This is a genomic window from Mammaliicoccus fleurettii, from assembly GCF_003970575.1.
GTDB lineage: Bacteria > Bacillota > Bacilli > Staphylococcales > Staphylococcaceae > Mammaliicoccus > Mammaliicoccus fleurettii.
This window is the reverse complement of record NZ_RXWZ01000066.1, coordinates 1-26,346: the sequence shown is the minus strand read 5'-3', so window position 1 is coordinate 26,346 and position 26,346 is coordinate 1. Positions and strand designations below refer to the sequence as shown.

The following is a 26,346-nucleotide window of genomic DNA, read 5'->3' as shown; positions in this document are numbered from 1 at the left end:
TTATGTTAACTGGTAAACAAAAGAGATATTTAAGAAAAGAAGCACATCATTTAGACCCGATTTTTCAAATAGGTAAGGGTGGATTAAATGAAAATATGATAGAACAAGTGAAAGAAGCATTAGAAAAAAGAGAATTAATTAAAGTGCATATTTTACAAAATAATATGGATGATCATAAAGAAATAGCGGCGACTCTTGCAAAACAGACTAATGGTGAACTCGTACAACTTATTGGAAATATCATTGTTATATATAAAGAATCTAACGAAAACAAAAAAATAGAACTGCCTTAATTTTTATGGAAAAATTAGTGATATATGGTGGCCAATTTAACCCTATTCACATTGGTCATATGTTAGTCGCGAGTGAATCATATCATTTTATTCAACCAGATGAATTTATATTTTTACCTAGTTATCAGTCTCCACTTAAAGAACATAATGATGCTTATCTTATAGAATCTGAACGTGTAAATATGTTAGAATTAGCGATTGAAGATTTACAATTTGGTGTAGTTGATAAAAGAGAAATTGATAGAAAAGGTACAAGTTATACATTTGATACAATAAAAGAATTTCAAAGTGAATATCCTAATTATCAAATTTATTTTGTTATTGGTTCCGATCAATATGAAAATTTGAATAAATGGAAAAACATAGAGGAATTGAAAAATATGTTAACTTTTGTAGTTGTTAATAGAGAAGTCGATACCCAAGATGTTCATGAAGGTATGTTAGCTTTACACATACCTAGAATAGATATAAGTTCAACAGACATTCGTAATCGATCTAAAAATCGTCAATCGATAAAGATGTTGGTTACACCAAGAATTGAAACATATATCAAAAGGGGACGATTGTATGAAAATTAAAAAAGCAGTAAAGTTAGTAGAAGAAACTTTGCCTTCAAAAAGATATAATCATTCAATTAGAGTAGCAGAAACAGGAAAAAAAATAGCAGAAATTTTTGATGGTGACTCTAAAAAAGTTGAATTAGCAGGTATTTTGCATGATTTATGTAAATATGAAGAGCTTTCAGATTTATATCAAAGTGTGACTCAATATGATTTAGGGCATGATTTATTAAGCTATGGATCAGAGATATTACATGGACCGGTTGCTGCAGCTCGTCTTAAAGATCTATATGATATAGATGATGAAGAAATTTATTATGCTATATATAGTCATACAACAGGTAGAGCTCAAATGAACAAGACTGAAAAAATTATTTTTATCGCTGATTATATCGAGCCTAAAAGAACTACACCGGGTGTTGAAGAAATTAGAGATATCGTATTCAAAGAACGTAGCTTAGATAAAGCTGTTTATGAAATTTCAAAACGTACTGTCTTACATTTAATTAATAAAGATAAAACAGTACACTTAAAAACTATTGAATGTTTGAATTATTATAATTTGCATTCAGAACAATAAAGGAATGGTTAAATGAATTCGAATGAATTAATGAAACAAAGTATATTAGCATGTGATGATAAGCGTGCTGAAGATATTATAGCAATTAATATGCAAGGTATAAGTGACATTTCGGATTATTTTGTTATTTGTCATGGTAATAGTGATAAGCAAGTTCAAGCTATCGCTAGAAATGTTAAAGATGAAGCTGAAATTAATGACATAAATGTAAAAAGATTAGAAGGTTTTAACGAAGCAAGATGGATATTAATCGACTTAGGTGATGTAGTTGTTCATGTTTTCCATAGAGAAGAACGTGATTATTATAATTTAGAAAGATTATATAAAGATGCACCACCATTCATTACTTTAGATGAGGTTGCTAATTAATGGCATACAATCGTATGAGCAATTATTATGACTTATTAACTGATGATCAGCCATATGACAAATGGAAAGAAATAGTCGGTCATTTTTTAAAAAGTAATGATAATGAAATTTTAGATATTGGTTGTGGCACTGGGAGACTAACTACTAAACTTTTAGACTTTGGTAATGTTAGTGGCCTTGATTTAAGTGCTGAAATGTTAGAAATAGCTGAAAGTCGAAATCCAAATATTGATTGGTATTGCCAAGATATGAGAGATTTAGATTTACCCAAAAATTATGATGTCATTACGATATTTTGTGATAGTTTAAACTATGTTACTGATCCGGAAGATGTTCTTCAAGTATTTAACTATATAAACAATTACTTAAAGAAAGATGGTTTACTAATTTTTGATGTTCATTCAATTCATAAAATGAATCACCAGTTTAATAATTGTAACTATATTGATGAATCAGAACACTTAACTTTAACTTGGCAAGCAATTGCAGGCGAAGAACCGAATAGTGTATATCATCAAATGTCATTTTTTGCTGAAAGAGAAGATGGTTTATACGAAAGATTTGATGAAGAACATTATCAAATAACATTTGAAATACCATTATATAAACAACTTTTAGAATTTGCTGGTTTTGAAGTGAAGAACGTTTTTACAGATTTTAATATCGATGATTACAATGAAGATGGCGATAGACATTTTATTGTTGCGCAAAAATAAGTAATCATTTACACCTCTTACGTTTAATAAAGTAGGAGGTGTTTTTTTGAATAATGTTATAAAAATAAAAGATTGGATACGTAACAATTATCATTTCGTTTTAATAGGCGTAATTTTATTATTTGTTGTATTTAAATTTTTATTTATTGAGCCAGACTCAGAACAAATGAATATGGAAGATCGTTCAATTCATCGTGAGACGATTGAAACATCCATTGAGAACAAAGATAAACAAGAGTTAGCAAAGTCATCACCAGAAGAAAAAGCAAATAAAAATGTCATTGTAGATGTGAAAGGTGCAGTCAATTTTCCGAATACATATAACATGAAAACATCAGATAGAGTGGATGATGTATTAAAGAAAGCACAAATAAAAGGCAACGCAGATATTACAAAAATAAACTTATCTGAGAAATTAAAGGACCAAATGTATATTTATGTGCCATCACAAGGAGAACATGTTTCTAGTGCAATGTTAAATCAGCCCACAGAAAACAAGATAGAAGTTAATATAAATACAGGTGATAAAGCAGAAATAGAAAAATTACCAGGTATTGGTCCTAATAAAGCAGAAGCAATCGTACAATATAGGGAAACAAAAGGCGAGTTTAAGACTATTGAAGATTTAAAAAAAGTTAAAGGTTTTGGAGAAAAAACAGTTGAATCATTAAAGGAATATATTGTATTAGATTGAAATTGCAATTACACTTTTAAATAATTACAATAAGGTTATATGAAAGGTAGGTCGATATGGAATGGAAAGAATACAATGGAAAGAATATTTTATGGCTCAAAGTCATCTCTTATCATTAAGATCAACATGTGAAAGACTATCGGTTGGCGCTACAATCGTGAAAGATAATAGAGTAATTGCTGGTGGCTATAATGGATCAGTTTCTGGAGAAGAACATTGTATCGATAATGGTTGTTTAGTGGTAGATGGTCACTGTATTAGAACAATACATGCTGAAATGAATGCTATTATTCAATGTGCTAAACTCGGTGTTTCTACAGAAGGCGCAACAATATATGTTACACACTTTCCATGTTTAAATTGTACTAAGACAATAATTCAAGCAGGTATTAAACAAATTTATTATGCTGAAGATTATCATAATCATACATATGCAATTCAGTTATTAGAACAGTCAGGTGTACATTATGAAAAAATTGATTTTCATCCACAAGATATTATTAAATATTTGAATTAATGGTTGAATAAATATATGTGGTTTTATTTTGCACTTTATTTATTATGTGGCTATATTTTTCATCTAAATTTATATGTAGGATTATCCATACTCATTATCATTTCGTTAAGCTGTTTTATTAAGCTCCACTCGTTTAAAATAATGATAATGAGTTTATCGTTTATCTTCATGGGCTATTTAACATATCCAAAGTTATTATTACCTCAAATTGATTCTTTTAATATTCCTATTGATCATAAAAGTTACACTAACGTAATAGAATTTGGAGATAAAGTGCTTATAGATGGAGATTTATTTCAAGCTAATGGCGATATAAATGGTAAATCATATAAAGTGTTTTACAAATTGAAAAATGAACATGAAAAAAATAAGCTTTTAAACACAATGCCATTTATGAAGAATTGCATCATTACTTATAACAAAACAATCACGTTGCCTAACACTAACAATTTAAAGTTTAATTATAACGAATATTTGCTAGAGCATGAAATAGACGGAGTATTAAAACTGAAAAATTTTTCAGTAGGAAGTTGTAAAAAGCGTTATTTAAATGTTATTGAGAAGGGACAACTTTACAGAGAGAGGTTAATACAAAATCTTAAAAAACTAGACGTAAAAAATATAGATGATATTATCGCCTTAACTTTAGGTGAAACACGTTATTTATCATCTGAAAGAATAGAACAATTAAAAAATTTAGGAATTTATCATTTGTATGCTGTTAGTGGTTCTCATGTTGCATTAGTCAATGTATTTTTATTTCGATTTTTACTAAGAATTAATGTGAAATACAACCATGCGGAGTTGATTATTTTTATAGCATTGCCGTTATACGCCATTTTGACAGGTTTAAGTCCTAGCGTCTTAAGAGCTGTTGGTGTCGTTATGGTATATATGGTTATTAAAAGAATTACGAATATTGATTCATTGCAAATTTTATCTATTACATTCATTTTATATACCCTTTATAATCTTTATGTCATATTTGACATTGGCTTCCAATTATCTTATATTATTTCCACATTTATCCTATTATGTATTCCAATTATTAAAACATTTACAACCTTCTATAAAATATTCACCATAAATATAATATCGCAATTATCCTCATTTATTATTTTGATTCTCCACTTTAATACTTTTCAATGGCTCGGTTTTATAAGTAATTTTATTTTTATTCCACTTTTTGAGCTAATAATATTTCCTCTCGTAATGACATTTTTAATCATATTTATCATATTTAAAAAAGTACCATTTTTATTGAGTGATGTTATTGAAACCTTACTAAGTAAAACAATTGACTTAATTGAGAAAATAAATAATATACCAATCAATGATTTAGTTGTTAGAAATCTAGATGGATTTTTATATTTTTTAATATTTATAGTTGTAGTATCAATTTCAATTTTAGTGCTTAAAAAACAAATCGTTAAATCAATAACTATATTTTCAATATTAATTTTAGCTATATCCATAAGACCGAATTATGATAGGGTGATTTTGAAGTTTTTAGATATAGGTCAAGGAGACGCAATGATTGCTTATCATCAAGATGTAGATAAAGTAGTTATGATTGATACAGGAGGCAAAGATAAGAGAAAGAAGAAAAAATGGCAAATTAGGAATAAAGAATTTACTTATACTGATTCAGTGCTGGTCCCGGAATTACATGAGAATGGCTATAATCGAATTGATTATTTAATCATTTCGCATCCTCATGCTGACCATATGGGTGAATTGAGCAATTTGATAAAGAAAGTTGAAATTAAAAATTTAGTTATCAATCAAAAGACGTGGGATAGTCCATATTTAAAGTTATTAATAAGTGAAGTTGCTAATACTAACACAAATATAATAGATAGTAGAAATATCAATAAATTAAAAATTGGTGAATCTATTTATCAATTATATAATAATGATAGTGAAAATCATGAAGATAAAAATGATACTTCTATTGTTACAGAAATAAAAGCATACAATAAAAAAATACTAGCAACAGGGGATGCAACAGAAAGAGTAGAACATATTATAATAAGTGATTTAAAACAAAACTATGATCTTTTAAAAGTAGGTCATCATGGTAGTTCAACTAGTACAAGTGGTGAATTTTTATATAAAGTAAACCCTAAATTATGTGTCATTAGTTCAGGTCGTAACAATAGATATGGATTGCCAAGCCAGAAAATAGTAAAAAAGCTTGAAGGAAATAAATGTAAAGTCTTTAATACACAAGATTATGGAGTGATAAACTTTGTAATCGAAGAAAATAGTATAAGAGTCAATAATGGATTAAATGAGTATAATAAAAAAGCGTACAAAAATCATTGAATTTTTGTACGCTTTATAAAAATGGTCTTATTATGTAAATCTTAATTTGGAAGTAAACTAAATACTTGAGCAATTATATAAATTGCAGCCAAGAATAAGAAACCAACTAAAAATCCCATTCCAGAGTCTTTAACGTCATTGTTACGCCCTTGAGTATTTTCACCTTCAAATCTGTTCATATGACTCCCTCCTATACTTACATTCATTATATGATAATAAACTTAAAAATGCTATACTTAATTAGAACTTTATAAGAGAGGGAGACTTATTTTGGAAGATAATATTGTGTTGAATTATGGTGCAGTAGATGCACTAATAGAGAAAAAATCTGACGAAATTATCAATCAATATTTAGATGGAGAACGCGATGAGTTCAACTATGTAAAATATGATTTATATGAGACATCCATTTCGAGCGCAATTGAAGAAGCATTAACTTTACCATTCCTCTCAGATAAGAAAGTAGTACATATTAAGAATGCATACCTTTTTACAGGAGAAAAAGTAACAAATAATATTAATCAAAATGTTGATCAATTGATTGGTTTTATTGAGCAATATGACGGGGAAACATTAGTTGTTTTTGATGTATTCAATGAAAAGTTAGATGAAAGGAAAAAGTTAGTCAAATCTGTTAAGAAAAATGCTAGATTAAATAAAATTGATCAAATGACAGAGCAAGAAATAAAACAGTGGATTAAGTCTTATTTAAATGAACAATACAAAGATATTAAAGAAGATGCATTAGTAGCGTTCTTAGAGCTTACAGGTATACAGTTTAATATAATAAAAGCTGAACTTGATAAATTAGTATTATTTATAGGCGATGAAGCGGTAATAAATAAACAAGATGTAAAAGATATTGTGAGTCGTTCGTTAGAGCAAAACGTATTTTTACTTACAGAATATATACAAAAAGGGCAGAAAGAGAAGTCTATAAACTTATTGAAAGATTTAATTAATATGAAAGAAGAGCCTATTAAACTATTAGCATTGATAACAAGTAATTATAGGTTATATTATCAATGTAAAATATTAGCTAGTAAGCATTATAGTGAACAACAAATAGCTAAAACAATAGGCGTTCATCCATATAGAGTTAAACTTGCACTTCGTATAGTGAGGAAATTATCTTTGGAAAGATTGTTAGCAACAATTGATGTATGTGCAGAAACAGACTATGATTTAAAATCTTCATATATGGATAAAGTGCTTATTTTAGAACTATTCATCTTAAAAATATAAAAATAAAAAAGCTACAGAAAATTCTGTAGCTTTAATAATTAGTTAGCTTTAGACATTAAGCTTGATTTAATTCTATCAGCTTTATTTGAATGGATTAAGTTCTTTTTAGAAGCTTTATCAATTTTTTTAACAGCTAATGAAACTAATTCACCTTTGTTATCAGCATTATTTTCGATAGCAGTTCTAGCAGCTTTTACAGCTGAACGCATATCATTTTTTTGTGATATGTTTGCAGCGTCTTTCTTTTCTGTTACAGAAACACGTTTAATTGCAGATTTAATGTTTGGCATGAGAGTCACCTCCTAAGTATGTTGTCCGTGATCAAAAATTATTTGATTGCAACAAAAAATATTTTATCAAATGTAGGACATAAGTGCAATCATTATTTGCACATTCCTTATAAAGCATACCACTTTATTGTTAGTTTGGTAATACGTTTGCATTTATTTCATAAAGACGGTATCATATCAAAGATGCGACTTACATTTAAGAGATGTAAAATTAACGAGAAAGTTGGAGTTCAAATGGACAGAACTAAACGCCTAGAGCGCCAAAATAAAATTAGAAACTTTTCAATTATTGCTCACATTGACCATGGTAAATCAACGTTAGCAGATAGAATATTGGAAAATACTAAAACTGTAGAGACAAGAGACATGAAAGCACAATTGCTTGATTCTATGGATCTTGAAAGAGAACGTGGTATTACGATTAAACTTAATGCTGTTCGATTGAACTATACAGCAAAAGATGGGGAAACATATATTTTACACTTAATAGACACACCAGGACATGTCGACTTTACATATGAAGTTTCACGTTCTTTGGCAGCGTGTGAAGGTGCGATATTAGTAGTAGATGCTGCTCAAGGGATAGAAGCTCAAACTTTAGCTAATGTTTATTTAGCGTTAGATAACGATTTGGAATTAATACCAGTGGTTAACAAAATTGATTTGCCTGCTGCTGAGCCTGAACGTGTGAAACAAGAAATTGAAGACGTAATTGGTTTAGATGCAAGTGATGCCGTTTTAGCTAGTGCTAAAGCCAATATTGGAATTGAAGATATTTTAGAAAAAGTAGTAGAAATGGTTCCGCCTCCTGAAGGTGATCCTGAGAATCCATTACAAGCCTTAATATTTGATTCTTCATTTGATGCATACAGAGGCGTAATTTCTTCAATTAGAGTAGTTGAAGGTTCTGTTAAAGTAGGAGATAAAATTCAAATGATGTCTACTGGGAAGACATTTGAAGTTACAGAAGTAGGTATTAATACACCTAAACAACTTCCAGTTCAAAATTTATCAGTTGGTGATGTAGGTTATATTGTTGCATCTATTAAAAATGTTGGAGATTCAAACGTTGGTGATACTATAACATTAGCGAATAGACCTGCTGAAAAACCACTACAAGGATATAAAAAAATGAATCCAATGGTATTCTGTGGATTATATCCGATTGATAATAGTAAATATAATGATTTAAGAGAAGCGTTAGAGAGATTACAACTTAATGATGCTTCATTAGAATTTGAAGCTGAGACTTCGCAAGCACTAGGATTTGGTTTTAGAACTGGATTTTTAGGATTATTGCATATGGAAATCATTCAAGAGAGAATTGAGAGAGAGTTTAATATTGAATTGATTGCTACTGCTCCTTCAGTTGTATATGAATGTGAACTAACAGATGGAGAAAAAGTTCAAATAGATAATCCGTCACAATTTCCAGACCCACAAAAAATAAATACAATTTATGAACCATATGTTAAAGCAACAATGATGGTTCCTAATGATTATGTCGGTGCTGTTATGGAACTGTGTCAGAAAAAACGTGGTAACTTTAAAACAATGGATTATTTAGATGATATTAGAGTGAATATTATTTATGAAATTCCATTATCAGAAGTTGTGTTTGATTTCTTCGATCAGCTAAAATCTAATACAAAAGGTTATGCTTCGTTTGATTACGAACTAATTGGATATCAAGAAAGTACATTAGTTAAGATGGATATACTTTTAAATAGTGAAAAAGTGGATGCATTAAGTTTTATCGTTCATAAAGATTTTGCATATGATAGAGGAAAAGTAATAGTTGAAAAATTAAAAAAATTAATCCCAAGACAACAATTTGAAGTGCCAGTTCAAGCAGCAATTGGTAATAAAATAGTCGCACGTACAAATATTAAATCGATGGGTAAAAATGTATTAGCAAAATGTTATGGTGGAGATATTAGCCGTAAACGTAAATTACTTGAAAAACAAAAAGCAGGTAAAGCTAAAATGAAATCAGTAGGTAATGTTGAAATACCTCAAGATGCATTCTTAGCTGTACTTAAAATGGATGAAGACTAATTTTGAAACAGCTGCATAATATGTAGCTGTTTCTATTTTTAAAGGAGAGTTTATATGGCTAAAAGTGTATATATTCATATACCTTTCTGTGTGAGAATTTGTACTTATTGTGATTTTAATAAGTTTTATATAGCCAATCAACCAGTTGATGAATATTTAGATTGCTTGATTAAAGAAATGGCAACTAGGGAAGATAAAATAGTTGAAACAATGTTCGTAGGTGGTGGTACACCTACAGCTTTATCAGAACTACAATTAGAAAAATTGCTTCAAGCGATTAATGACTTGTTCGTAATTACAAAAGAATATACTTTTGAAGCTAATCCAGATGAATTGACTGAAGCTAAAATAAAATTATTAAAACAATATGGCGTAAATAGATTGTCGTTAGGTGTTCAAACATTTGACGATGAATTGCTTAAAGTGTTAGGAAGAACACATCATAGTGGAGATATTGAAAAAGCAGTCAACTTATCTAGAAAGCATCAAATTGATTCTGTTAGTCTTGACTTAATGTTTCATTTGCCAGGACAAACATTAAAACAATTTGATGACTCACTAAACAAAGCATTAGCGCTAGATGTTGATCATATCTCAAGCTATGCACTTATACTTGAACCAAAAACTCAATTTTATAATTTATATAGAAAAGGTAAATTAAAATTACCAAATGAAGATTTAGGGGAAGAAATGTATCAGCATTTAAAGGAAAAAATGAAAAATTCAAATTTAAATCAATATGAAATCTCAAACTTTTCAAAGTCTGGACATGAATCCCTACATAATATGGTTTATTGGAAAAACGAAGAATATTACGGATTTGGTGCAGGTGCGCATGGCTATATAAAAGGGGTTCGATATGGAAACATTAACCCCGTTAATCAATACATTAAAAAGATTAATCATAATGAAATGCCTAAATTACAAAGTAGCGATGTATCTATTAAAGAACAAATGGAAGAGGAAATGTTTCTTGGTCTTAGAATGACTGAAGGTGTTTCCAAGTCTAAATTTAAAAATAAATTCAAAAGATCAATAGAAGATGTGTTCGGTGATCATGTTAATGAATTAACTTCAAGAGAATTATTAATAGATGAAAATGATTATTTACGTTTGAGTAATAGGGGTCAAAACATTGGTAATGAAGTGTTTGAGAGATTTTTGTTAAGTTAATTATTATTTTGAAAAAAGTTTTGAAAAATCGAATGCTTTAACGTTGACTTTCTTTGACCAATTTGATAAATTGTAATTAGCACTTGATAAGAGAGAGTGCTAATCGAGGTGATGACATGATTACTGAGAGACAATTACAAATATTAAATGTGATTGTTGAGGATTATGTTGAGTTAGGACAACCAATAGGTTCTAAGTCGATTATCGAAAGGCATCAATTGCCTATAAGTCCAGCAACAGTTAGAAATGAAATGAAGCAACTTGAAGATTTAGATTTGTTAGAAAAGACACATACATCATCTGGGCGTATTCCTTCTGAAAGTGGAATTAGACATTATGTAGATCAATTACTAAAGTCTAAGTCACAAAGTAAGAAAAGCGCAAATTGGTTTAATCAATTCCATGATGAAAACCAATACGATGTAAATGCTATGCTCAAATGGTTAGCTTTAGAAATATCAAATCGTTCACATTATACGACTGTTGTACTTGGACCAAATAAATTTTCAAGATATATATTTGAAATTCATTTTGTTAGAGTTAACCCTACTCATCTAATGAGTGTCATTGTATTTACTGATGGATATGTTGAGAAAATTCATGTTCAAGTATTAGAATCTTTGAATCAGCAACAAATAGAGAAACTAATGAACTTTTTAAATCAACATTTTAAGCAAAATACTTTATCTACAATGATAAACACGTTAGAATCATTAACGTTGTCATTCATAGATCACAACTTTATCAAGAAGTTTAAACATGCATTATTAACTCAAATTAATAATCAAAGTGAAGAAATGTTTCTAGGTGGAAAGATGCACCTGATTGAGGCAATGGATGTTACGAATATAACGATGATTCAATCTATATTAAAATATCTTGAATCAGAACGCATTGCTCAATTTTTAAATGAAACGACTAATGATTCAATAAGTGTCAATATTGGACAAGAAATTAATAAAGACTTACATGGTATATCGATTGTAAGTACAAATTATGAAATTTCTGGAGATATAAGCGGTCATTTAGCCGTTATCGGTCCAACTGCTATGCATTATAACAAAGTGATTCAATTACTGAATCATTTTTAAATAAGAAAATATGGAGGGCATGAAATGACGGAAGAAAAGCAAAATGAACAATTCGACGAAACAAATGATCAAGCTCAATCTGTCGCTACTGAAGAAGCAGAAGCAAATACTCATGATTCAGTAGAAGATGTAGAAGAGGTTGAAGAAGAAAAGTTAGTCGAAATTCCGGAAGCTGAACTCGAACAATTAAAACAAAAAGCTGATGAAGAAGAAGAAAAATACTTACGTTTATATGCGGAATTTGAAAATTATAAATGCAGAATGAAACAAGAATCTAGTATCATGAAAGACTATCAAGCACAAAGAGTGCTTACTGATGTATTACCTGCTTTAGATAACATGGATCGCGCTTTACAACAAGAAGGCGAATCTGAAGACTTTTTAACATTCAAAAAGGGTGTTGATATGGTTTATAACGATTTACTAAGATCATTGAAAGATAATGGATTAGAAGAAATAGAATCGTATAATAAACAATTCGATCCAAATATACATCAAGCAGTAATGCAAGATAGTAATCCTGATTTCGAATCAGGTGTCGTAACTGAAGAACTACAAAGAGGTTATAAATTAAAAGACCGCGTTCTACGACCAGCAATGGTTAAAGTGAACGAATAAATAATTTAATTCAAACGTAACTATAAATTGGAGGAATAATTATTATGAGTAAAGTAATAGGTATAGACTTAGGTACAACAAATTCAGTAGTATCAGTATTAGAAGGTGGAGAACCTAAAGTAATTCAAAACCCAGAAGGTAACAGAACAACACCATCAGTAGTAGCATTTAAAGATGGAGAAACACAAGTTGGTGAAGTTGCTAAACGTCAAGCAGTAACAAACCCTAACACGATTCAATCAGTTAAACGTCATATGGGTACTGATTATAAAGAAAAAGTAGAAGATAAAGAGTATACACCACAAGAAATTTCAGCAATGATTTTACAAAACTTAAAATCAACTGCAGAAAGCTATTTAGGAGAAAGTGTTTCTAAAGCAGTAATCACTGTTCCTGCATATTTCAATGACTCTGAACGTCAAGCTACTAAAGATGCTGGTAAAATTGCTGGTTTAGAAGTAGAACGTATCATTAACGAACCTACTGCAGCTGCATTAGCATACGGTTTAGATAAAACTGAAACTGATCAAAAAGTATTAGTATTTGACCTTGGTGGCGGTACTTTCGACGTATCTATCCTTGAATTAGGTGACGGTGTATTTGAAGTATTAGCTACAGCGGGTGACAATAAACTAGGTGGGGACGACTTTGATGATGTTATCATTAAACACTTAGTTGAAGAATTTAAAAAAGAAAATGGTATAGATTTATCACAAGATAAAATGGCAGTACAACGTCTTAAAGACGCAGCTGAAAAAGCTAAAAAAGATTTATCAGGTGTATCTTCAACACAAATTTCATTACCATTCATTTCAGGTGGAGCAAATGGACCATTACACTTAGAAACTACTTTATCAAGAGCTAAATTTGAATCATTAACAAGTGAATTAGTTGAAAGAACTATGGGTCCAACTAAACAAGCTATGAAAGATGCTGGTTTATCTAATTCTGAAATTGACGAAGTAATTTTAGTTGGTGGATCAACTCGTATCCCAGCTGTACAAGAAGCGATCAAAAAAGAAATTGGTAAAGAACCAAACAAAGGTGTTAACCCTGATGAAGTTGTAGCAATGGGTGCAGCTATTCAAGGTGGCGTTATCACTGGTGATGTTAAAGATGTAGTATTACTTGATGTTACACCATTGTCTTTAGGTATTGAAACTATGGGTGGCGTATCTACAGTATTAATTGAAAGAAATACAACAATTCCAACATCTAAATCACAAGTGTTCTCTACAGCAGCTGATAATCAACCAGCAGTAGATATTCACGTGTTACAAGGTGAACGTCAATTAGCAGCAGATAACAAAACACTTGGTAGATTCCAATTAACTGATATTCCACCAGCACCACGTGGCGTACCTCAAATTGAAGTATCATTTGATATCGATAAAAATGGTATCGTAAATGTTACAGCTAAAGATTTAGGAACAAACAAAGAACAAAAAATTACAATCGAATCAAGTTCATCATTATCTGATGAAGAAATCGATCGTATGGTACAAGATGCAGAAAAAAATGCTGAAGAAGACAAAAAACGTCGTGAAGAAATAGATGTAAGAAACGAAGCAGACCAAATGGTATTTACTGTTGAAAAAACATTAACTGATCTTGGTGATAATGTTGATGAAAGCGAAAAAGCTAAAGCTGAAGATGCTAAAGAAGAATTGAAAAAAGCATTAGAAGGCACTGATATAGAAGACATCAGAACTAAAAAAGATGCGCTTCAAGAAATCGTTCAACAATTATCAGTAAAAATGTATGAACAAGCTGCTCAAGCACAACAAGGTGCTGAATCAGCTGAAGGCCAATCTACTTCAAACGATGACGACGTAGTTGATGCTGATTATACAGAAGTTAACGAAGACGATAAAAAATAATACTCATTATTAAAAAGTCAAAGTCAATGTGATTGGCTTTGACTTTTTTAATGCATATCCGTATTATAAATCAGTGTGTAAAGGAGAGATTATATTGGCGAAAAGAGATTATTATGAAGTGCTAGGTGTATCTAAAGATGCTTCTAAAGACGAAATAAAAAAAGCTTATAGAAAATTATCAAAAAAGTTCCATCCTGACATTAATCAGGAAGAAGGTGCTGACGCTAAATTCAAGGAAATATCTGAGGCTTATGAAATATTAAGTGATGAAAATAAGCGTGCTCAATATGACCGTTTTGGACATAATGGACCGCAACAAGGTTTCGGTGGTTCACAAGGATTTGGTGGACAAGACTTCTCTGGATTCGGTGGATTTGAAGATATATTTGGTTCATTCTTTGGTGGCGGTGGCGCTAGAAGAGATCCTAACGCTCCAAGACAAGGTGATGATTTACAATACAGTATGACTCTAACATTTGAAGAAGCTGTATTCGGTACTGAAAAAGATATTACAGTTCGCAAAGACGTTGAATGTGATACTTGTCATGGTAAAGGCGCTAAACCAGGAACTAAGAAAAAAACATGTACTTATTGTAATGGTCAAGGACATGTAACAGTAGAACAAAATACTATTCTTGGAAGAATGCAAACTCAAAAAGTTTGTCCTGAATGTGAAGGTTCTGGAGAAATATTCGAAGAAAAATGTTCAGATTGTCATGGTAAAGGTACACAAAACAAAAAAGTTACAATTAAAGTTAAAGTACCTGAAGGCGTTGATAATGACCAACAAATACGTCTTGCAGGCAAAGGTGGTCCAGGTGTTAATGGTGGTCCAGCTGGTGATTTATATGTAGTATTTAGAGTTAAACCTCATAATAAATTCAGACGTGAAGGCGATGATATATTCTATGATCTAAACCTTTCATTCCCACAAGCAGCACTTGGTGATGAAATAACGGTCCCTACACTAACTGGTAATGTATCTCTATCTGTTCCTGCAGGTACTCAAACAGGTAAACAGTTTAGACTACGAGAAAAAGGTGTACAAAATGTTCATGGTTATGGAAAAGGTGATTATTTTGTAACTGTTAAAGTTGTAACTCCAGATAAAATGACAGAAAGACAAGAAGAACTTCTTCGTGAGTTTGCTGAAATTGGTGGAGAAGATTTAACAGAACAACCATCTAGTTTAAAAGATAGAGCCAAAAAGTTTTTTAAAGGAGAATAGCCTGTGAATTGGATTGAGTATTCTATAATGATTAATAAAGAAGCAGAACCAGTTGTTACTGCTCTTTTAAATGAATTAGGAGCAAATGGAGTAGTAATTGAAGATTCAGCTGAATTAGAAAAAGACCATGCAGATGTATATGGTGAAATATATGAGTTGAATCCTGACGACTATCCTGATAACGATATTAGGATAAAATGTTACTTTAATGAATTAGTCTTTACAGATGATTTAGAAAAAGAAATTAAAGTTTCAATTGCTGATGTCGAAGGAATAAATTCAGAAATTCTTTCTTTTTCTAAAACAATAATTAAAGAATCTGATTGGGAAAATGAGTGGAAAAATTATTTCCATCCATTTAAAGCTTCTGAGAGATTTGCTATAGTACCAAGTTGGGAAGAAGAAGAATATGATAACCAAGATGATGATTTATGTATAAAACTTGATCCCGGAATGGCATTTGGAACTGGTGACCATCCAACAACAAGCATGTGTCTGAAGCATATAGAAGAAGTTGTGAACCCAAACCATAAAGTTATTGATGTTGGTACTGGTTCAGGTATTTTAAGTATTGCTTGTCATTTGCTTGGTGTCAAATCAATAAAAGCTGTAGATTTAGATGATTTAGCTATTAAAGTTGCTAAGGAAAACTTCGAGAAAAATAATTGTGAGCAAGATATATTAGCTGATACAGGTAATTTATTGACTGAAGAAACTGAACAGTATGATGTGATTATTGCAAATATTTTGGCACATATCATTGATTTAATGATTGAGGATAGTTATACAAGGCTAAACGATAATGGTTACTTTATTACTTCTGGAATTATAGAAGAAAAATCTGATGAAATTATTGAAAAACTAAAAGAAACTGGTTATACTATCGAAAAAGTATTACGAGAAGATGGATGGGTTTCAATAAGAGCTAGAAAGTAGGAGAAATGATGCAAAGATATTTCTTACTCGAAAACGCTGAGTTAAATCTGCGTTTTTTTATACATAATACTGATGATATACATCATATTAAAAATGTGATGCGTATGAATGTGGAACAAAAAATTATTTTAACTTTTAAAGATAAAAAATCTCTAATTTCTGAAATAACTGCTTATCATGATGATTGTATTGAAGTACTTACACTTGAAGATACAACAAGACAAACTGAACTTCCTGTTGAAGTCACAATTGCTAGTGGACTCATTAAAGGTGACAAATACGAATGGATGATTCAAAAAGCAACAGAGATGGGTGCTCATCATTTTATTGCGGTTCAATCAGAAAGATCAATTGTTAAATTAGAAGAAAAGAAACTTCATAAGAAACTCGAAAGATGGCAAAAAATTGTAAAAGAAGCAAGCGAGCAAAGTATGAGGCTTACAATTCCAGATATTAAGTATAAGTCGAATTTTAAAGGTATTTATGATAATATGAATGAATATGATTATATATTAATAGCTTATGAAGAAGAGGCTAAACGTGGGGAAACAAGTAAATTACATCAAATTGGTTCTAATCTTAAACATGGACAGAAAATTTTAATTATTTTTGGTCCAGAAGGTGGCTTAACAGAAAGTGAAGTCCATCTTTTTAAAGATGCAGTAAAGATGAGTTTAGGACCTAGAATTTTAAGGGCTGAAACTGCTCCATTGTATGCTTTAGCTGCTTTAAGCTATCAATTAGAATTAATGAGGTGAATATATTTGGCTACAGTAGCGTTCCATACTTTAGGTTGTAAAGTTAATCACTATGAGACTGAAGCGATTTGGCAATTATTTAAGGAAAATGATTACGAAAGAGTAGAATTTGAAACAAATGCTGACGTGTTTATTATAAACACATGCACTGTTACAAACACTGGGGATAAAAAAAGTAGACAAGTAATCAGACGAGCTATTCGTAAAAATCCAGATGCAGTTGTTTGTGTAACGGGTTGTTACGCTCAGACTTCTCCAGCAGAAATCATGGCAATACCTGGTGTTGATATAGTTGTAGGTACTCAAGATAGACATAAATTACTTTCTTATATTGAAGAATATAAGCAAAGTAGACAACCAATTAATGGTGTAGGTAATATTATGAAGAACAGAAAATATGAAGAATTAGAAGTACCATATTTTACTGACAGAACTCGCGCATCATTAAAAATCCAAGAAGGATGTAATAACTTCTGTACATTTTGCATCATTCCGTGGGCAAGAGGCTTAATGAGATCAAGAGATCCTGAACAAGTTGTGAGTCAAGCAACAACTTTAGTTAATTCAGGATATAAAGAAATCGTTTTAACTGGTATTCATACAGGTGGCTATGGTGAAGATTTAAAAGACTATAACTTAGCACAACTTCTTAGAGATTTGGAACAAGTTGAGAATCTTGAAAGAATTAGAATTTCTTCAATTGAAGCAAGTCAACTTACTGATGAGGTGATTGATGTAATTGATAAGTCTACTAAAGTAGTAAGACATTTACACATTCCATTACAATCAGGATCAGATACTGTGTTAAAACGTATGAGAAGAAAGTATACGATGGCACACTTCTCTGAAAGGTTGCAGAAACTTCATAAAGCATTACCTGGTTTAGCTGTAACAAGTGATGTTATTGTTGGTTTCCCTGGTGAAACTGAAGAAGAATTTCAAGAAACATATGATTTTATCGTGAAACACCAATTTTCAGAATTACATGTATTCCCTTATTCTATGAGAACAGGTACACCAGCTGCACGAATGACAGATCAAGTTGATGAAGATGTTAAGAATGATCGTGTGCATCGCCTAATTGAGTTATCTAACCAATTAGCAAAAGACTATGCATCTAAATTTGATCAAACTGTTTTAGAAGTTATTCCCGAAGAGAGTGGTTCATCTGAAGGGAAATTAATTGGTTATGCTGATAATTACATGAAGATTGAATTTGATGGCGATGAAACATTAATTGGTGAAATAGTGAAAGTTAAAGTAATGACACCAGGTTATCCTATAAATGAAGGAAAACTTGTAAAATTAGTCAATCATGCAACTAATAAAGATGAAAGATTAGTTACATTTTAATATTCATAACAAATGATTATTGACTTAAAAAATGAGTTATTTTATAATGTTAAAGTACATAGTAATTTATTTACTATGTAAATGACATATAAAGCTTTGTTGATATTTGGAGGGAGGGAAATACAGATGTCTAAAACAGTAGTTCGTAAAAACGAATCAATCGAAGATGCATTACGTCGCTTTAAACGTACAGTTTCAAAAAGCGGTACGATTCAAGAAGTGCGTAAACGTGAGTTCTATGAAAAACCAAGCGTTAAGCGTAAGAAGAAATCAGAAGCAGCTCGTAAACGTAAAGTTAAATAATTAATAGTTTATTGAACTCCCTCAATGAATATTAATTAATTATAATGAACAAATTTAACGTTTAAAATGTATGAAGAACACATAAACATCTTGTTTATGTGTTCTTTTGCTTATATTAAAAATATTTAAGTACATATATATATAAAATAATACGTGTATACGTTTTAGTTCGTAGTTGTTTTATTGTATAATATTAATGAGGGGTGAGATTATTGACATCAGCGTATGAATACATATTTGCTTTTATTCAACATAATTTGAATTTAGGTATTGTTTCAAGTCATAGTATTTCAACTATTGGCGACTTTATAACTTCGCCTCTAGTGACGTTAATTTTGACTTGTATTATTTTTCTTGGCGCTCTTTATCAATTATATTCTGAACATATTAATTTTGCTGGAATTTTAAGTTTCATTTGTACACTTATATTCTTTATAGGTTACGTTATAATTGATGAAATAAGTTTGATTTCTGTTTTACTTTTTAGTATTGGAGCGTTATTAGTAATAATTGAATTATTTGTTATTGGCGCAATTTTGGGTATCCTAGGCTTTGTAGCTATTATAGGTAGTTTTATATTAGTTGGAGAGAATATATTAGTTATGGGTATGATTATTGCTGTAGCATTAATTTTAACGACGATAGAGTGGGTGATATTAGTGAAAGGATTTAATCGTAAAATACCATTCTTTGATAAAGTCATTCTTAGAGATTCTACAAATAAAGAATCTGGCTATACATCTCACGAAGATAGAAGTCATTTGATTGGCAAAATATGTACAACATACACTGCATTAAGGCCCTCAGGCATTATCCTTGTTGATGATGAAAGAATAGATGCTGTTTCAGATGGTACATTTATTCAGAATGATAAACAAGTAAAGATTGTACAGGTTGAAGGTACAAGAGTTGTTGTAAGAGAAATTTAAGATAGTGAAGGAGAGAATTGCATATGTTATCAGGTTTAATTGCCTTTATAATTATTGCTGTCATTTTAATCGTACTGCTTATGATTTTATTCTCATTTGTTCCAGTAGGATTATGGATTTCAGCTGTAGCAGCAGGTGTCAAAGTTGGAATTGGTACTTTAGTCGGTATGCGTTTAAGACGTGTATCACCAAGACGTGTTATCAATCCATTAATTAAAGCACACAAAGCAGGTTTAGCATTAACAACAAATCAACTAGAGTCTCACTTTTTAGCTGGAGGTAATGTTGATAGAGTCGTAGATGCGATTATTGCGGCACAAAGAGCAGAAATTAATTTAGCATTTGAAAGAGGTGCAGCAATAGATTTAGCTGGCCGTGACGTTTTAGAAGCAGTTCAAATGTCAGTAAACCCTAAAGTTATTGCAACACCATTTATTTCAGGTGTTGCAATGAACGGTATTGAAGTGAAAGCGAAAGCCAGAATTACAGTTAGAGCTAACATTGAACGTTTAGTTGGTGGTGCTGGTGAAGATACAATCATCGCTCGTGTTGGTGAAGGTATTGTTTCTACAATTGGTTCAAGTCAACACCATACAAAAGTTCTAGAAAATCCAGATAGTATTTCTCAAACTGTATTAAGTAAAGGTCTTGATTCAGGTACAGCATTTGAAATCTTATCTATCGATATAGCTGATGTAGATATCGGTAAAAATATTGGTGCAGATCTTCAAACTGAACAAGCACTTGCAGATAAAAACATTGCACAAGCTAAAGCCGAAGAACGTCGTGCTATGGCTGTAGCAACTGAACAAGAAATGAAAGCAAGAGTACAAGAAATGCGTTCTAAAGTTGTTGAATCAGAAGCAGAAGTACCACTTGCAATGGCAGAAGCACTTAAATCAGGTAATTTAGGTGTTAAAGATTACTACAATTTAAAAAATGTAGAAGCTGATACTGGCATGAGAGAAGCAATTAACAAGAGTACAAAGCCACAAGATTCTAATTCACCGAACCAATAAGAGAGGTGATTTGAAATGGAAATAGGCATTATCGTCTTTGTTATTTGGGTGATTTTTAGTGTAGTTAGTGGAATTATTGAAGGTAGCTCTAAAAAGAAAAAGAATAAACAACCCCAAAATAATCAAAGACCAAATCCAGTAAATAAACAAGCAACAGAAAAAACAGATAAAGCTCAGCAACAATTACAAGATTTAGTTAATAAATATGAATCTTATAAACAAAAAGCTGAAACGAGTTCTACTGATCGTATGTCAGGTCACTATAAAAATTTAGCTGACCAACTTGCAACTCATCTTAAACAATATAATATTGACGTTGAACAACCTAAAGTAAGTGAAAGACCTAAAGAAAATACTGCTCAACACACATCTAATGAACATGAAAATGCGTATATAAATGAGAAAAAAGAGCAAATTCATAAAAATAGACCTAAAAAACAAGAGCAAGTAATAAAACAACTATTACAATTTAGTGAAGATGAAAAAAATTCTTTATCAAACTTACAAAGAGAAAACATTTCTCAAATTGAAGTTGAGGCAGAACAAATTATTAAGAATATTCAACTTTCTGAGAGAACAAGACGTTCAATGGTTAAACAACTTTATTTGAACAGTAAACATAAATTTAATGATGAAGCTATAAACGTTGATGAGAACCAAGTGGTTAACGGTATAATTTGGTCAGAAATACTTAAAAGACCAAATGAGTTGAAATAAGCTTAATATAATCATATATTCAATTCAGTCATCTACTGCTAATATATTGATACAGGCTGAGACAAATTAATTGTCTCAGCCTGTTTTTTTATTCACAAAAATACCATTTAGTCTTACAATATAAGTAGGAATCAAGAAGGTGTGATAAAAATGGTATTTAAGAAAAAGCTTAGTTTTTTATCTATATGGATTTCATTTATAGTGTTTTTAATTGCTTTAATACCTCTTTTTATTAGTAACAAATACTTAATAATGATAACTTTCGTCTTGGTATTTCTTATTATTTTAAACATTCTTTTTGAAAGGTACACAATAAAAGAACATTTTTTAACGATTAGAAGAGGTCTTTTTAAAAACACATATAACATCTTTGAAATTGAGCAAATTAACATGACTAAATCTATAGAAGGTAATAGCATGTTAGAAATCGTATCAAGTGGTGAATTAGTTGAAAAGGTTAGTCCGCTTGAAGAAAGAGAATTTATCATTGCGCTTATGCGTATCAATCCTAAAATTAAATTAAATAACAGTAATAGATTACGTGAATTTGAAAAAGTAAGTCATTTGATAACTTCACAAGAAAAATTAAATAATATGCAAAATAAAGTGCATAAGATTGCACGTTATAGTAAGGTTTGGTACATTTAAAGTGTTAACAATTCAACTTATAAAGGAGATATTTAATGCCTACATTAATTCAAATCGAAAATATGGATCAAGCTCAAGCATTATTAGGTAATGGAGATGAGCATATAAAATATATTGAAAATGAACTCGAGGTGGATATTTTAACTCGAGGACAAGAAATTAGTGTTCGCGGAAAACGTTTAGAAAATGTTGAAAAAGCAGAAAAAGTCCTAATGAACTTACTAAAAGTGATTGAAAGTGGAGCAAGTATAACAATCAATGATGTTCAAGCTGCTGTTAAAATGGCTGAAAAAGGCACAATAGATCAGCTTATTAATTTATATGACGAAGAAATTACTAAAGATAGTAATGGTAAAATAATAAGAGCAAAAACAATGGGCCAAAGAGTTTATATTAATAATATTAAAAAAAATGACTTAGTTTTCGGTATAGGTCCTGCAGGGACAGGGAAGACGTTCTTAGCCGTTGTAATGGCAGCAAGAGCATTGCGTCTAGGACAAGTTAAACGCATCGTATTAACGCGCCCAGCAGTCGAAGCAGGTGAATCACTAGGATTCTTACCAGGTGACCTGAAAGAAAAGGTAGATCCTTATTTAAGACCACTATATGATGGCCTACATACAGTACTGGGTACAGAGCAAACGGCTCGATTAATTGAGAGAGGTACAATTGAAATTGCTCCTTTAGCTTATATGAGAGGTAGAACACTTGATGATGCCTTTGTTATTCTTGATGAAGCACAAAATACAACACATCCACAGATGAAGATGTTCTTAACAAGGTTAGGCTTTGGATCTAAGATGGTTGTTACTGGTGACAGAACACAAATCGACTTACCAAAAGGCGTTAAAAGTGGTCTGATTGAAGCTGACCAAAGATTAAGTGGAGTCAAAGGTATCTCAATGTCTTATTTAGAACAAACAGACGTTGTAAGACACCCATTAGTAGGTAAAATAATAAATGCATACGAAGAGGAGATTTAATATGCTAACAATGGATTTTATTGATGAACAACAAGTGATTGATGAAGATACAAAAAATCAAATTGAATCATTACTGACATTTGCTGCTAAAAAAGAAAATATAACTCAAGAAGCAGAGCTTTCTATTTCATTTGTCGATGAAGAAGAAATACAAGCTATTAATCGTGATTATAGAGATAAAGATAAAGTTACTGATGTCATTTCATTTTCACTTGAAGAGGATGAACCAGAGATTGAAGGGCTAGATATTCCTAGAGTATTAGGGGATATAATCATATGTTTAGAAGTCGCTAAGGAACAAGCTGATTCATATAATCATAGTTTAAGTAGGGAATTAGGGTTCTTAGCATTACATGGCTTCTTACATCTATTAGGTTATGACCATATGACTGAAGTTGATGAGAAAGAAATGTTTTCTCGACAAGATGAAATTTTAAATGAATTTGGTTTAACTCGTGATTAAATTTATTAATCGTTTTAAATTTCCTTTAGCTGGTTTAATAACGATACTGAAGAAAGACCGTAATTTTATTTTACATTTAGCATTTGCAATTATTGTCATCATTGTTAGTTTAATATTAAATTTAAATCAAAACGAATGGCTATGGATTATACTTGCGATATTTAGTGTTTTAATAACAGAAATTTTAAACACTTCTATAGAATATGTTGTTGATATGTATACAGATAAATATCATGCACTTGCTAAACATGCAAAAGATACAGCTGCATTAGCTGTATTAATGTCATCAATTATGGCAGCAATAATCGGGATAATTATATTTTTACCAAAAATTATATAGTAAGTATAAGGGGGAAGAATTATGGAATTTAAACAAGAGTGGTACGATGGCGCAAGAGAAGCACAGAAAAGGGCTTATACACCATATTCGAAATTTAATGTTGGTGCATATTTAATCACTAAAGATGGCAAAGCATATTATGGTGCAAATATTGAGAATGCTGCATATCCATCTACAATATGCGCAGAACGCTCAGCTTTAGTTGCTGCAATGTCAGATGGCTATAGACCTGGAGACTTCAAATGTATTACAATAACTGTTGATGCAGATAAACCTTCATCACCATGTGGTACTTGTAGACAAGTCTTAAAAGAGCTTTGTGATGATGACATGCCTGTTTATTTAACACATCAAACAGATGAAAGAATTGAAACTACTGTTAATGATTTATTACCTTTAGGTTTCTCAGGAAAGGATTTAGAATAAATGAATGAATTTAAATCAGGTTTTATATCTATTATAGGTAGACCTAATGTTGGAAAATCTACTTTTATGAATAAAGTTATAGGTCATAAAGTAGCAATTATGTCAGATAAAGCACAAACGACAAGAAATAAAGTGCAAGGTGTTTTAACAACTGATGATTCTCAAATGATATTTATTGATACACCAGGTATCCATAAGCCTAAACACGTGTTAGGTGATTACATGATGAAAATCGCCAAAAATACATTAAAAGAAGTAGACTTAATTATGTTTATGGTTAATGTAGATGAAAGTATCGGTAAAGGCGATGAATTTATCATTGATTTGTTAAAAGATACTAAGACGCCAGTATTTTTAGTATTAAATAAAATAGACTTAGTACATCCAGATCAGTTACTAGTTGAGATTGAAAAATATCAAAAAAGAATGGAATTTGCAGAAATAGTACCTATCTCTGCACTAGAAGGATTAAATATTGAGACGCTTCTAGCACAATTCAAGAAATATTTAGAAGAAGGTCCAATGTATTATCCTAAAGATCAAATTTCTGACCATCCTGAGCAATTTGTTGTATCAGAATTGATTAGAGAAAAAGCACTACATTTAACTAGCCAAGAAATACCACATTCAATTGGCGTTAGTGTTGATAAAATGACTAAAGTTGAAGGTGAAAAGGTGCATGTTGAAGCTACAATTTATGTAGAACGTGATTCTCAAAAAGGCATTGTTATCGGTAAAGGTGGTAAAATGCTTAAAGAAATAGGGAAACGTGCACGTAGAGACATAGAAATGTTACTTGGTTCGAAAGTATATTTAGATCTATGGGTAAAAGTTCAAAAAGACTGGCGTAATAAACCTAATTTCATTAAGCAAATTGGTTACAGAGAAGACGAGTAATATTTAGAATGGAGGCGATGATAAAATGCTTTTTAAACAAGAAGGATTTGTCATTCGCTCAGTAAATTATGGTGAGAATAATAAAATCATAACTATATTAAATGAACATGGACATAAAGTTCCATTAATGGCACGCGGTGCTAAAAAAACAAGTCATCCTTTACAAGGTGCTACACAGCCCTTTGTACATGGCTTGTTTATTTTTTCAAAGTTTAAAGGTATGGGAACGTTGTCGTCAGCTGATATTATAAATAGTCATAGAATGATGCAAAGCGATATTTTTAAAAGTGCTTATGGTGCTTATTGTATAGAGATAGTTGATAAAGCGTTGGAAGAAGATGAACATGATGTATTTTTCTATGACTTGCTTTTAAGTGTATTTCAAGCTGTTGAAAAAGGCGTTGATGCCGATACAATGAGTATGATAGTCGCTTTGAAATGTATGCCTAAATATGGTTATGAACCTAGATTTAATGCATGTGTCATTACAGGTGATATGGATCAACAACAATTAAATGCGTATAGCTTTAAATATAATGGCCCATTAAGTAACCAAGCACTCGTAAATGATGAACATGCTTATCGAATTTCAAATAGAGCATTATATTTTATGAATTTAATGTACCAGCTACCAATACAACATTTAAATAGCTTTACAATTAATGATCAAGTTAAGAAAGAAATCGTAATTTTGATTGATAATATGTATGATGAATATGTTGGAGTTGTATTCAGAACAAAAAAATTACTAAAACAACTAGAAAACTTAAATATATAAAAAAGAGCAAAGACTTATTGAACTGTACCCTGTCAAGTAGACAACTAAATAATAAAAATGGATTTTTGGCCGAATTCATAGCTAAGCTATGGATTCGGCCATTTTTAATGTAATTCTATTAGTATTATAAAAATGGATATACTTAGTTAATTCATT

General features: G+C 30.7%; 31 protein-coding genes. 29 read left to right on the top strand and 2 right to left on the bottom strand.

Going from position 1 to position 26,346, the window contains the following annotated elements; translation table 11 throughout:
* Window positions 1-2 precede the first annotated feature (2 nt).
* The 8 genes from yhbY (at window position 3) to CD129_RS05860 (ending at window position 6,057) form a co-directional block, all read left to right on the top strand.
* Window positions 3-293, top strand: a complete 291-nt coding sequence (gene yhbY / locus CD129_RS05895) for a ribosome assembly RNA-binding protein YhbY (protein WP_078356495.1) — start codon at window positions 3-5, stop codon at window positions 291-293.
* Window positions 294-298: 5 nt separating this feature from the next.
* Window positions 299-871 carry a nicotinate (nicotinamide) nucleotide adenylyltransferase gene (nadD, locus tag CD129_RS05890; RefSeq protein ID WP_107509082.1) on the top strand — a complete coding sequence of 191 codons (573 nt, stop codon included), beginning with the start codon at window positions 299-301 and terminating at the stop codon, window positions 869-871.
* Complete coding sequence (yqeK, locus tag CD129_RS05885) at window positions 861-1,433, top strand: bis(5'-nucleosyl)-tetraphosphatase (symmetrical) YqeK (RefSeq protein ID WP_078356497.1); 573 nt, start codon at window positions 861-863, stop codon at window positions 1,431-1,433. The genes nadD and yqeK overlap by 11 nt, the downstream gene beginning before the upstream one ends.
* A 12-nt stretch (window positions 1,434-1,445) precedes the next feature.
* On the top strand, window positions 1,446-1,802 hold the full coding sequence (gene rsfS, locus CD129_RS05880; protein ID WP_078356498.1) for a ribosome silencing factor: 357 nt from the start codon (window positions 1,446-1,448) through the stop codon (window positions 1,800-1,802).
* Window positions 1,802-2,518: a class I SAM-dependent DNA methyltransferase gene (locus tag CD129_RS05875; protein WP_115337377.1), complete on the top strand. Its 717-nt coding sequence runs from the start codon at window positions 1,802-1,804 to the stop codon at window positions 2,516-2,518. The genes rsfS and CD129_RS05875 overlap by 1 nt, the downstream gene beginning before the upstream one ends.
* 46 nt (window positions 2,519-2,564) lie before the next feature.
* A complete protein-coding gene (locus CD129_RS05870) occupies window positions 2,565-3,212 on the top strand; it encodes a helix-hairpin-helix domain-containing protein (RefSeq protein ID WP_078356500.1) in 648 nt (215 codons plus the stop codon).
* A 61-nt stretch (window positions 3,213-3,273) separates the two neighbouring features.
* Entirely contained in the window at window positions 3,274-3,729 is a 456-nt protein-coding gene (locus CD129_RS05865; RefSeq protein ID WP_078356501.1) for a ComE operon protein 2, read from the top strand.
* A gap of 147 nt (window positions 3,730-3,876) precedes the next feature.
* Window positions 3,877-6,057, top strand: a complete 2,181-nt coding sequence (locus CD129_RS05860; protein ID WP_256681894.1) for a DNA internalization-related competence protein ComEC/Rec2 — start codon at window positions 3,877-3,879, stop codon at window positions 6,055-6,057.
* 41 nt (window positions 6,058-6,098) lie between these two features.
* Here CD129_RS05860 and CD129_RS05855 read toward each other — a convergent pair whose 3' ends face one another.
* Window positions 6,099-6,236 carry a YqzM family protein gene (locus CD129_RS05855; protein WP_078356503.1) on the bottom strand — a complete coding sequence of 46 codons (138 nt, stop codon included), beginning with the start codon at window positions 6,234-6,236 and terminating at the stop codon, window positions 6,099-6,101.
* Window positions 6,237-6,327: 91 nt separating this feature from the next.
* Here CD129_RS05855 and holA point away from each other — a divergent pair, with 91 nt between their 5' ends.
* Entirely contained in the window at window positions 6,328-7,302 is a 975-nt protein-coding gene (gene holA, locus CD129_RS05850) for a DNA polymerase III subunit delta (RefSeq protein ID WP_078356504.1), read from the top strand.
* Window positions 7,303-7,340: 38 nt separating this feature from the next.
* On the opposite strand, the gene rpsT is transcribed toward holA, so the two are convergent.
* Window positions 7,341-7,592, bottom strand: coding sequence for a 30S ribosomal protein S20 (gene rpsT / locus CD129_RS05845; protein WP_078356505.1), 252 nt, complete (start codon window positions 7,590-7,592; stop codon window positions 7,341-7,343).
* Between the two features lie 234 nt (window positions 7,593-7,826).
* Between rpsT and lepA the strand changes: the two genes are divergently transcribed.
* From lepA to recO, 20 genes are all read left to right on the top strand, one after another.
* Window positions 7,827-9,650 carry a translation elongation factor 4 gene (gene lepA / locus CD129_RS05840; RefSeq protein ID WP_115337379.1) on the top strand — a complete coding sequence of 608 codons (1,824 nt, stop codon included), beginning with the start codon at window positions 7,827-7,829 and terminating at the stop codon, window positions 9,648-9,650.
* Between the two features lie 54 nt (window positions 9,651-9,704).
* A complete protein-coding gene (hemW, locus tag CD129_RS05835) occupies window positions 9,705-10,823 on the top strand; it encodes a radical SAM family heme chaperone HemW (protein ID WP_107509463.1) in 1,119 nt (372 codons plus the stop codon).
* Window positions 10,824-10,939: 116 nt separating this feature from the next.
* Window positions 10,940-11,914, top strand: coding sequence for a heat-inducible transcriptional repressor HrcA (gene hrcA, locus CD129_RS05830; protein WP_107509464.1), 975 nt, complete (start codon window positions 10,940-10,942; stop codon window positions 11,912-11,914).
* A 24-nt stretch (window positions 11,915-11,938) separates the two neighbouring features.
* The gene (grpE, locus tag CD129_RS05825; protein WP_115337380.1) at window positions 11,939-12,532 is read left to right on the top strand and encodes a nucleotide exchange factor GrpE; all 594 of its coding nucleotides are present in this window, start codon (window positions 11,939-11,941) and stop codon (window positions 12,530-12,532) included.
* 44 nt (window positions 12,533-12,576) lie between these two features.
* Window positions 12,577-14,412: a molecular chaperone DnaK gene (gene dnaK / locus CD129_RS05820; RefSeq protein ID WP_078356510.1), complete on the top strand. Its 1,836-nt coding sequence runs from the start codon at window positions 12,577-12,579 to the stop codon at window positions 14,410-14,412.
* A 94-nt stretch (window positions 14,413-14,506) separates the two neighbouring features.
* The gene (gene dnaJ / locus CD129_RS05815; protein ID WP_078356511.1) at window positions 14,507-15,640 is read left to right on the top strand and encodes a molecular chaperone DnaJ; all 1,134 of its coding nucleotides are present in this window, start codon (window positions 14,507-14,509) and stop codon (window positions 15,638-15,640) included.
* Between the two features lie 3 nt (window positions 15,641-15,643).
* Window positions 15,644-16,576, top strand: a complete 933-nt coding sequence (gene prmA, locus CD129_RS05810; RefSeq protein ID WP_107509466.1) for a 50S ribosomal protein L11 methyltransferase — start codon at window positions 15,644-15,646, stop codon at window positions 16,574-16,576.
* Window positions 16,577-16,584: 8 nt separating this feature from the next.
* Window positions 16,585-17,334, top strand: a complete 750-nt coding sequence (locus CD129_RS05805) for a 16S rRNA (uracil(1498)-N(3))-methyltransferase (protein WP_115337381.1) — start codon at window positions 16,585-16,587, stop codon at window positions 17,332-17,334.
* 6 nt (window positions 17,335-17,340) lie between these two features.
* Window positions 17,341-18,687: a tRNA (N(6)-L-threonylcarbamoyladenosine(37)-C(2))-methylthiotransferase MtaB gene (gene mtaB / locus CD129_RS05800; protein ID WP_107509468.1), complete on the top strand. Its 1,347-nt coding sequence runs from the start codon at window positions 17,341-17,343 to the stop codon at window positions 18,685-18,687.
* Window positions 18,688-18,813: 126 nt separating this feature from the next.
* Window positions 18,814-18,990, top strand: coding sequence for a 30S ribosomal protein S21 (rpsU, locus tag CD129_RS05795; protein WP_016910862.1), 177 nt, complete (start codon window positions 18,814-18,816; stop codon window positions 18,988-18,990).
* Between the two features lie 212 nt (window positions 18,991-19,202).
* Window positions 19,203-19,919 (top strand): NfeD family protein, encoded by a 717-nt coding sequence (locus CD129_RS05790; RefSeq protein ID WP_404932018.1) that lies wholly within the window; start codon window positions 19,203-19,205, stop codon window positions 19,917-19,919.
* A gap of 23 nt (window positions 19,920-19,942) precedes the next feature.
* Window positions 19,943-20,938 carry a flotillin-like protein FloA gene (gene floA, locus CD129_RS05785; protein ID WP_115337382.1) on the top strand — a complete coding sequence of 332 codons (996 nt, stop codon included), beginning with the start codon at window positions 19,943-19,945 and terminating at the stop codon, window positions 20,936-20,938.
* Between the two features lie 15 nt (window positions 20,939-20,953).
* A complete protein-coding gene (locus CD129_RS05780) occupies window positions 20,954-21,655 on the top strand; it encodes a hypothetical protein (protein ID WP_115337383.1) in 702 nt (233 codons plus the stop codon).
* A gap of 150 nt (window positions 21,656-21,805) precedes the next feature.
* On the top strand, window positions 21,806-22,303 hold the full coding sequence (locus tag CD129_RS05775) for a PH domain-containing protein (RefSeq protein ID WP_115337384.1): 498 nt from the start codon (window positions 21,806-21,808) through the stop codon (window positions 22,301-22,303).
* 35 nt (window positions 22,304-22,338) lie between these two features.
* Window positions 22,339-23,286, top strand: a complete 948-nt coding sequence (locus CD129_RS05770) for a PhoH family protein (protein WP_078356518.1) — start codon at window positions 22,339-22,341, stop codon at window positions 23,284-23,286.
* Window position 23,287: 1 nt separating this feature from the next.
* Window positions 23,288-23,749, top strand: coding sequence for an rRNA maturation RNase YbeY (gene ybeY / locus CD129_RS05765; protein ID WP_078356519.1), 462 nt, complete (start codon window positions 23,288-23,290; stop codon window positions 23,747-23,749).
* On the top strand, window positions 23,742-24,089 hold the full coding sequence (locus tag CD129_RS05760) for a diacylglycerol kinase family protein (RefSeq protein ID WP_078356520.1): 348 nt from the start codon (window positions 23,742-23,744) through the stop codon (window positions 24,087-24,089). Before ybeY ends, CD129_RS05760 begins: the two co-directional genes overlap by 8 nt.
* Before the next feature lie 21 nt (window positions 24,090-24,110).
* On the top strand, window positions 24,111-24,515 hold the full coding sequence (gene cdd, locus CD129_RS05755) for a cytidine deaminase (RefSeq protein WP_078356521.1): 405 nt from the start codon (window positions 24,111-24,113) through the stop codon (window positions 24,513-24,515).
* The gene (gene era / locus CD129_RS05750) at window positions 24,516-25,412 is read left to right on the top strand and encodes a GTPase Era (RefSeq protein WP_078356522.1); all 897 of its coding nucleotides are present in this window, start codon (window positions 24,516-24,518) and stop codon (window positions 25,410-25,412) included.
* Between the two features lie 25 nt (window positions 25,413-25,437).
* A complete protein-coding gene (gene recO, locus CD129_RS05745; protein WP_115337385.1) occupies window positions 25,438-26,190 on the top strand; it encodes a DNA repair protein RecO in 753 nt (250 codons plus the stop codon).
* Window positions 26,191-26,346: the final 156 nt, after the last annotated feature.

Excerpts from the sequence above, each read along its gene's own strand:
- CD129_RS05775 (WP_115337384.1), top strand. The coding sequence starts at position 21,806 with ATGGTATTTAAGAAAAAGCTTAGTTTTTTATCTATATGGATTTCATTT.
- dnaK (WP_078356510.1), top strand. The coding sequence starts at position 12,577 with ATGAGTAAAGTAATAGGTATAGACTTAGGTACAACAAATTCAGTAGTA.
- floA (WP_115337382.1), top strand. The coding sequence starts at position 19,943 with ATGTTATCAGGTTTAATTGCCTTTATAATTATTGCTGTCATTTTAATC.
- CD129_RS05770 (WP_078356518.1), top strand. The coding sequence starts at position 22,339 with ATGCCTACATTAATTCAAATCGAAAATATGGATCAAGCTCAAGCATTA.
- CD129_RS05805 (WP_115337381.1), top strand. The coding sequence starts at position 16,585 with ATGCAAAGATATTTCTTACTCGAAAACGCTGAGTTAAATCTGCGTTTT.
- rsfS (WP_078356498.1), top strand. The coding sequence starts at position 1,446 with ATGAATTCGAATGAATTAATGAAACAAAGTATATTAGCATGTGATGAT.
- hrcA (WP_107509464.1), top strand. The coding sequence starts at position 10,940 with ATGATTACTGAGAGACAATTACAAATATTAAATGTGATTGTTGAGGAT.
- CD129_RS05780 (WP_115337383.1), top strand. The coding sequence starts at position 20,954 with ATGGAAATAGGCATTATCGTCTTTGTTATTTGGGTGATTTTTAGTGTA.
- rpsT (WP_078356505.1), bottom strand. The coding sequence starts at position 7,592 with ATGCCAAACATTAAATCTGCAATTAAACGTGTTTCTGTAACAGAAAAG.
- rpsU (WP_016910862.1), top strand. The coding sequence starts at position 18,814 with ATGTCTAAAACAGTAGTTCGTAAAAACGAATCAATCGAAGATGCATTA.
- CD129_RS05860 (WP_256681894.1), top strand. The coding sequence starts at position 3,877 with ATGAGTTTATCGTTTATCTTCATGGGCTATTTAACATATCCAAAGTTA.
- recO (WP_115337385.1), top strand. The coding sequence starts at position 25,438 with ATGCTTTTTAAACAAGAAGGATTTGTCATTCGCTCAGTAAATTATGGT.
- ybeY (WP_078356519.1), top strand. The coding sequence starts at position 23,288 with ATGCTAACAATGGATTTTATTGATGAACAACAAGTGATTGATGAAGAT.
- CD129_RS05855 (WP_078356503.1), bottom strand. The coding sequence starts at position 6,236 with ATGAACAGATTTGAAGGTGAAAATACTCAAGGGCGTAACAATGACGTT.
- hemW (WP_107509463.1), top strand. The coding sequence starts at position 9,705 with ATGGCTAAAAGTGTATATATTCATATACCTTTCTGTGTGAGAATTTGT.
- CD129_RS05875 (WP_115337377.1), top strand. The coding sequence starts at position 1,802 with ATGGCATACAATCGTATGAGCAATTATTATGACTTATTAACTGATGAT.
- cdd (WP_078356521.1), top strand. The coding sequence starts at position 24,111 with ATGGAATTTAAACAAGAGTGGTACGATGGCGCAAGAGAAGCACAGAAA.
- yhbY (WP_078356495.1), top strand. The coding sequence starts at position 3 with ATGTTAACTGGTAAACAAAAGAGATATTTAAGAAAAGAAGCACATCAT.
- nadD (WP_107509082.1), top strand. The coding sequence starts at position 299 with ATGGAAAAATTAGTGATATATGGTGGCCAATTTAACCCTATTCACATT.
- grpE (WP_115337380.1), top strand. The coding sequence starts at position 11,939 with ATGACGGAAGAAAAGCAAAATGAACAATTCGACGAAACAAATGATCAA.
- era (WP_078356522.1), top strand. The coding sequence starts at position 24,516 with ATGAATGAATTTAAATCAGGTTTTATATCTATTATAGGTAGACCTAAT.
- yqeK (WP_078356497.1), top strand. The coding sequence starts at position 861 with ATGAAAATTAAAAAAGCAGTAAAGTTAGTAGAAGAAACTTTGCCTTCA.
- CD129_RS05865 (WP_078356501.1), top strand. The coding sequence starts at position 3,274 with ATGGAAAGAATACAATGGAAAGAATATTTTATGGCTCAAAGTCATCTC.
- lepA (WP_115337379.1), top strand. The coding sequence starts at position 7,827 with ATGGACAGAACTAAACGCCTAGAGCGCCAAAATAAAATTAGAAACTTT.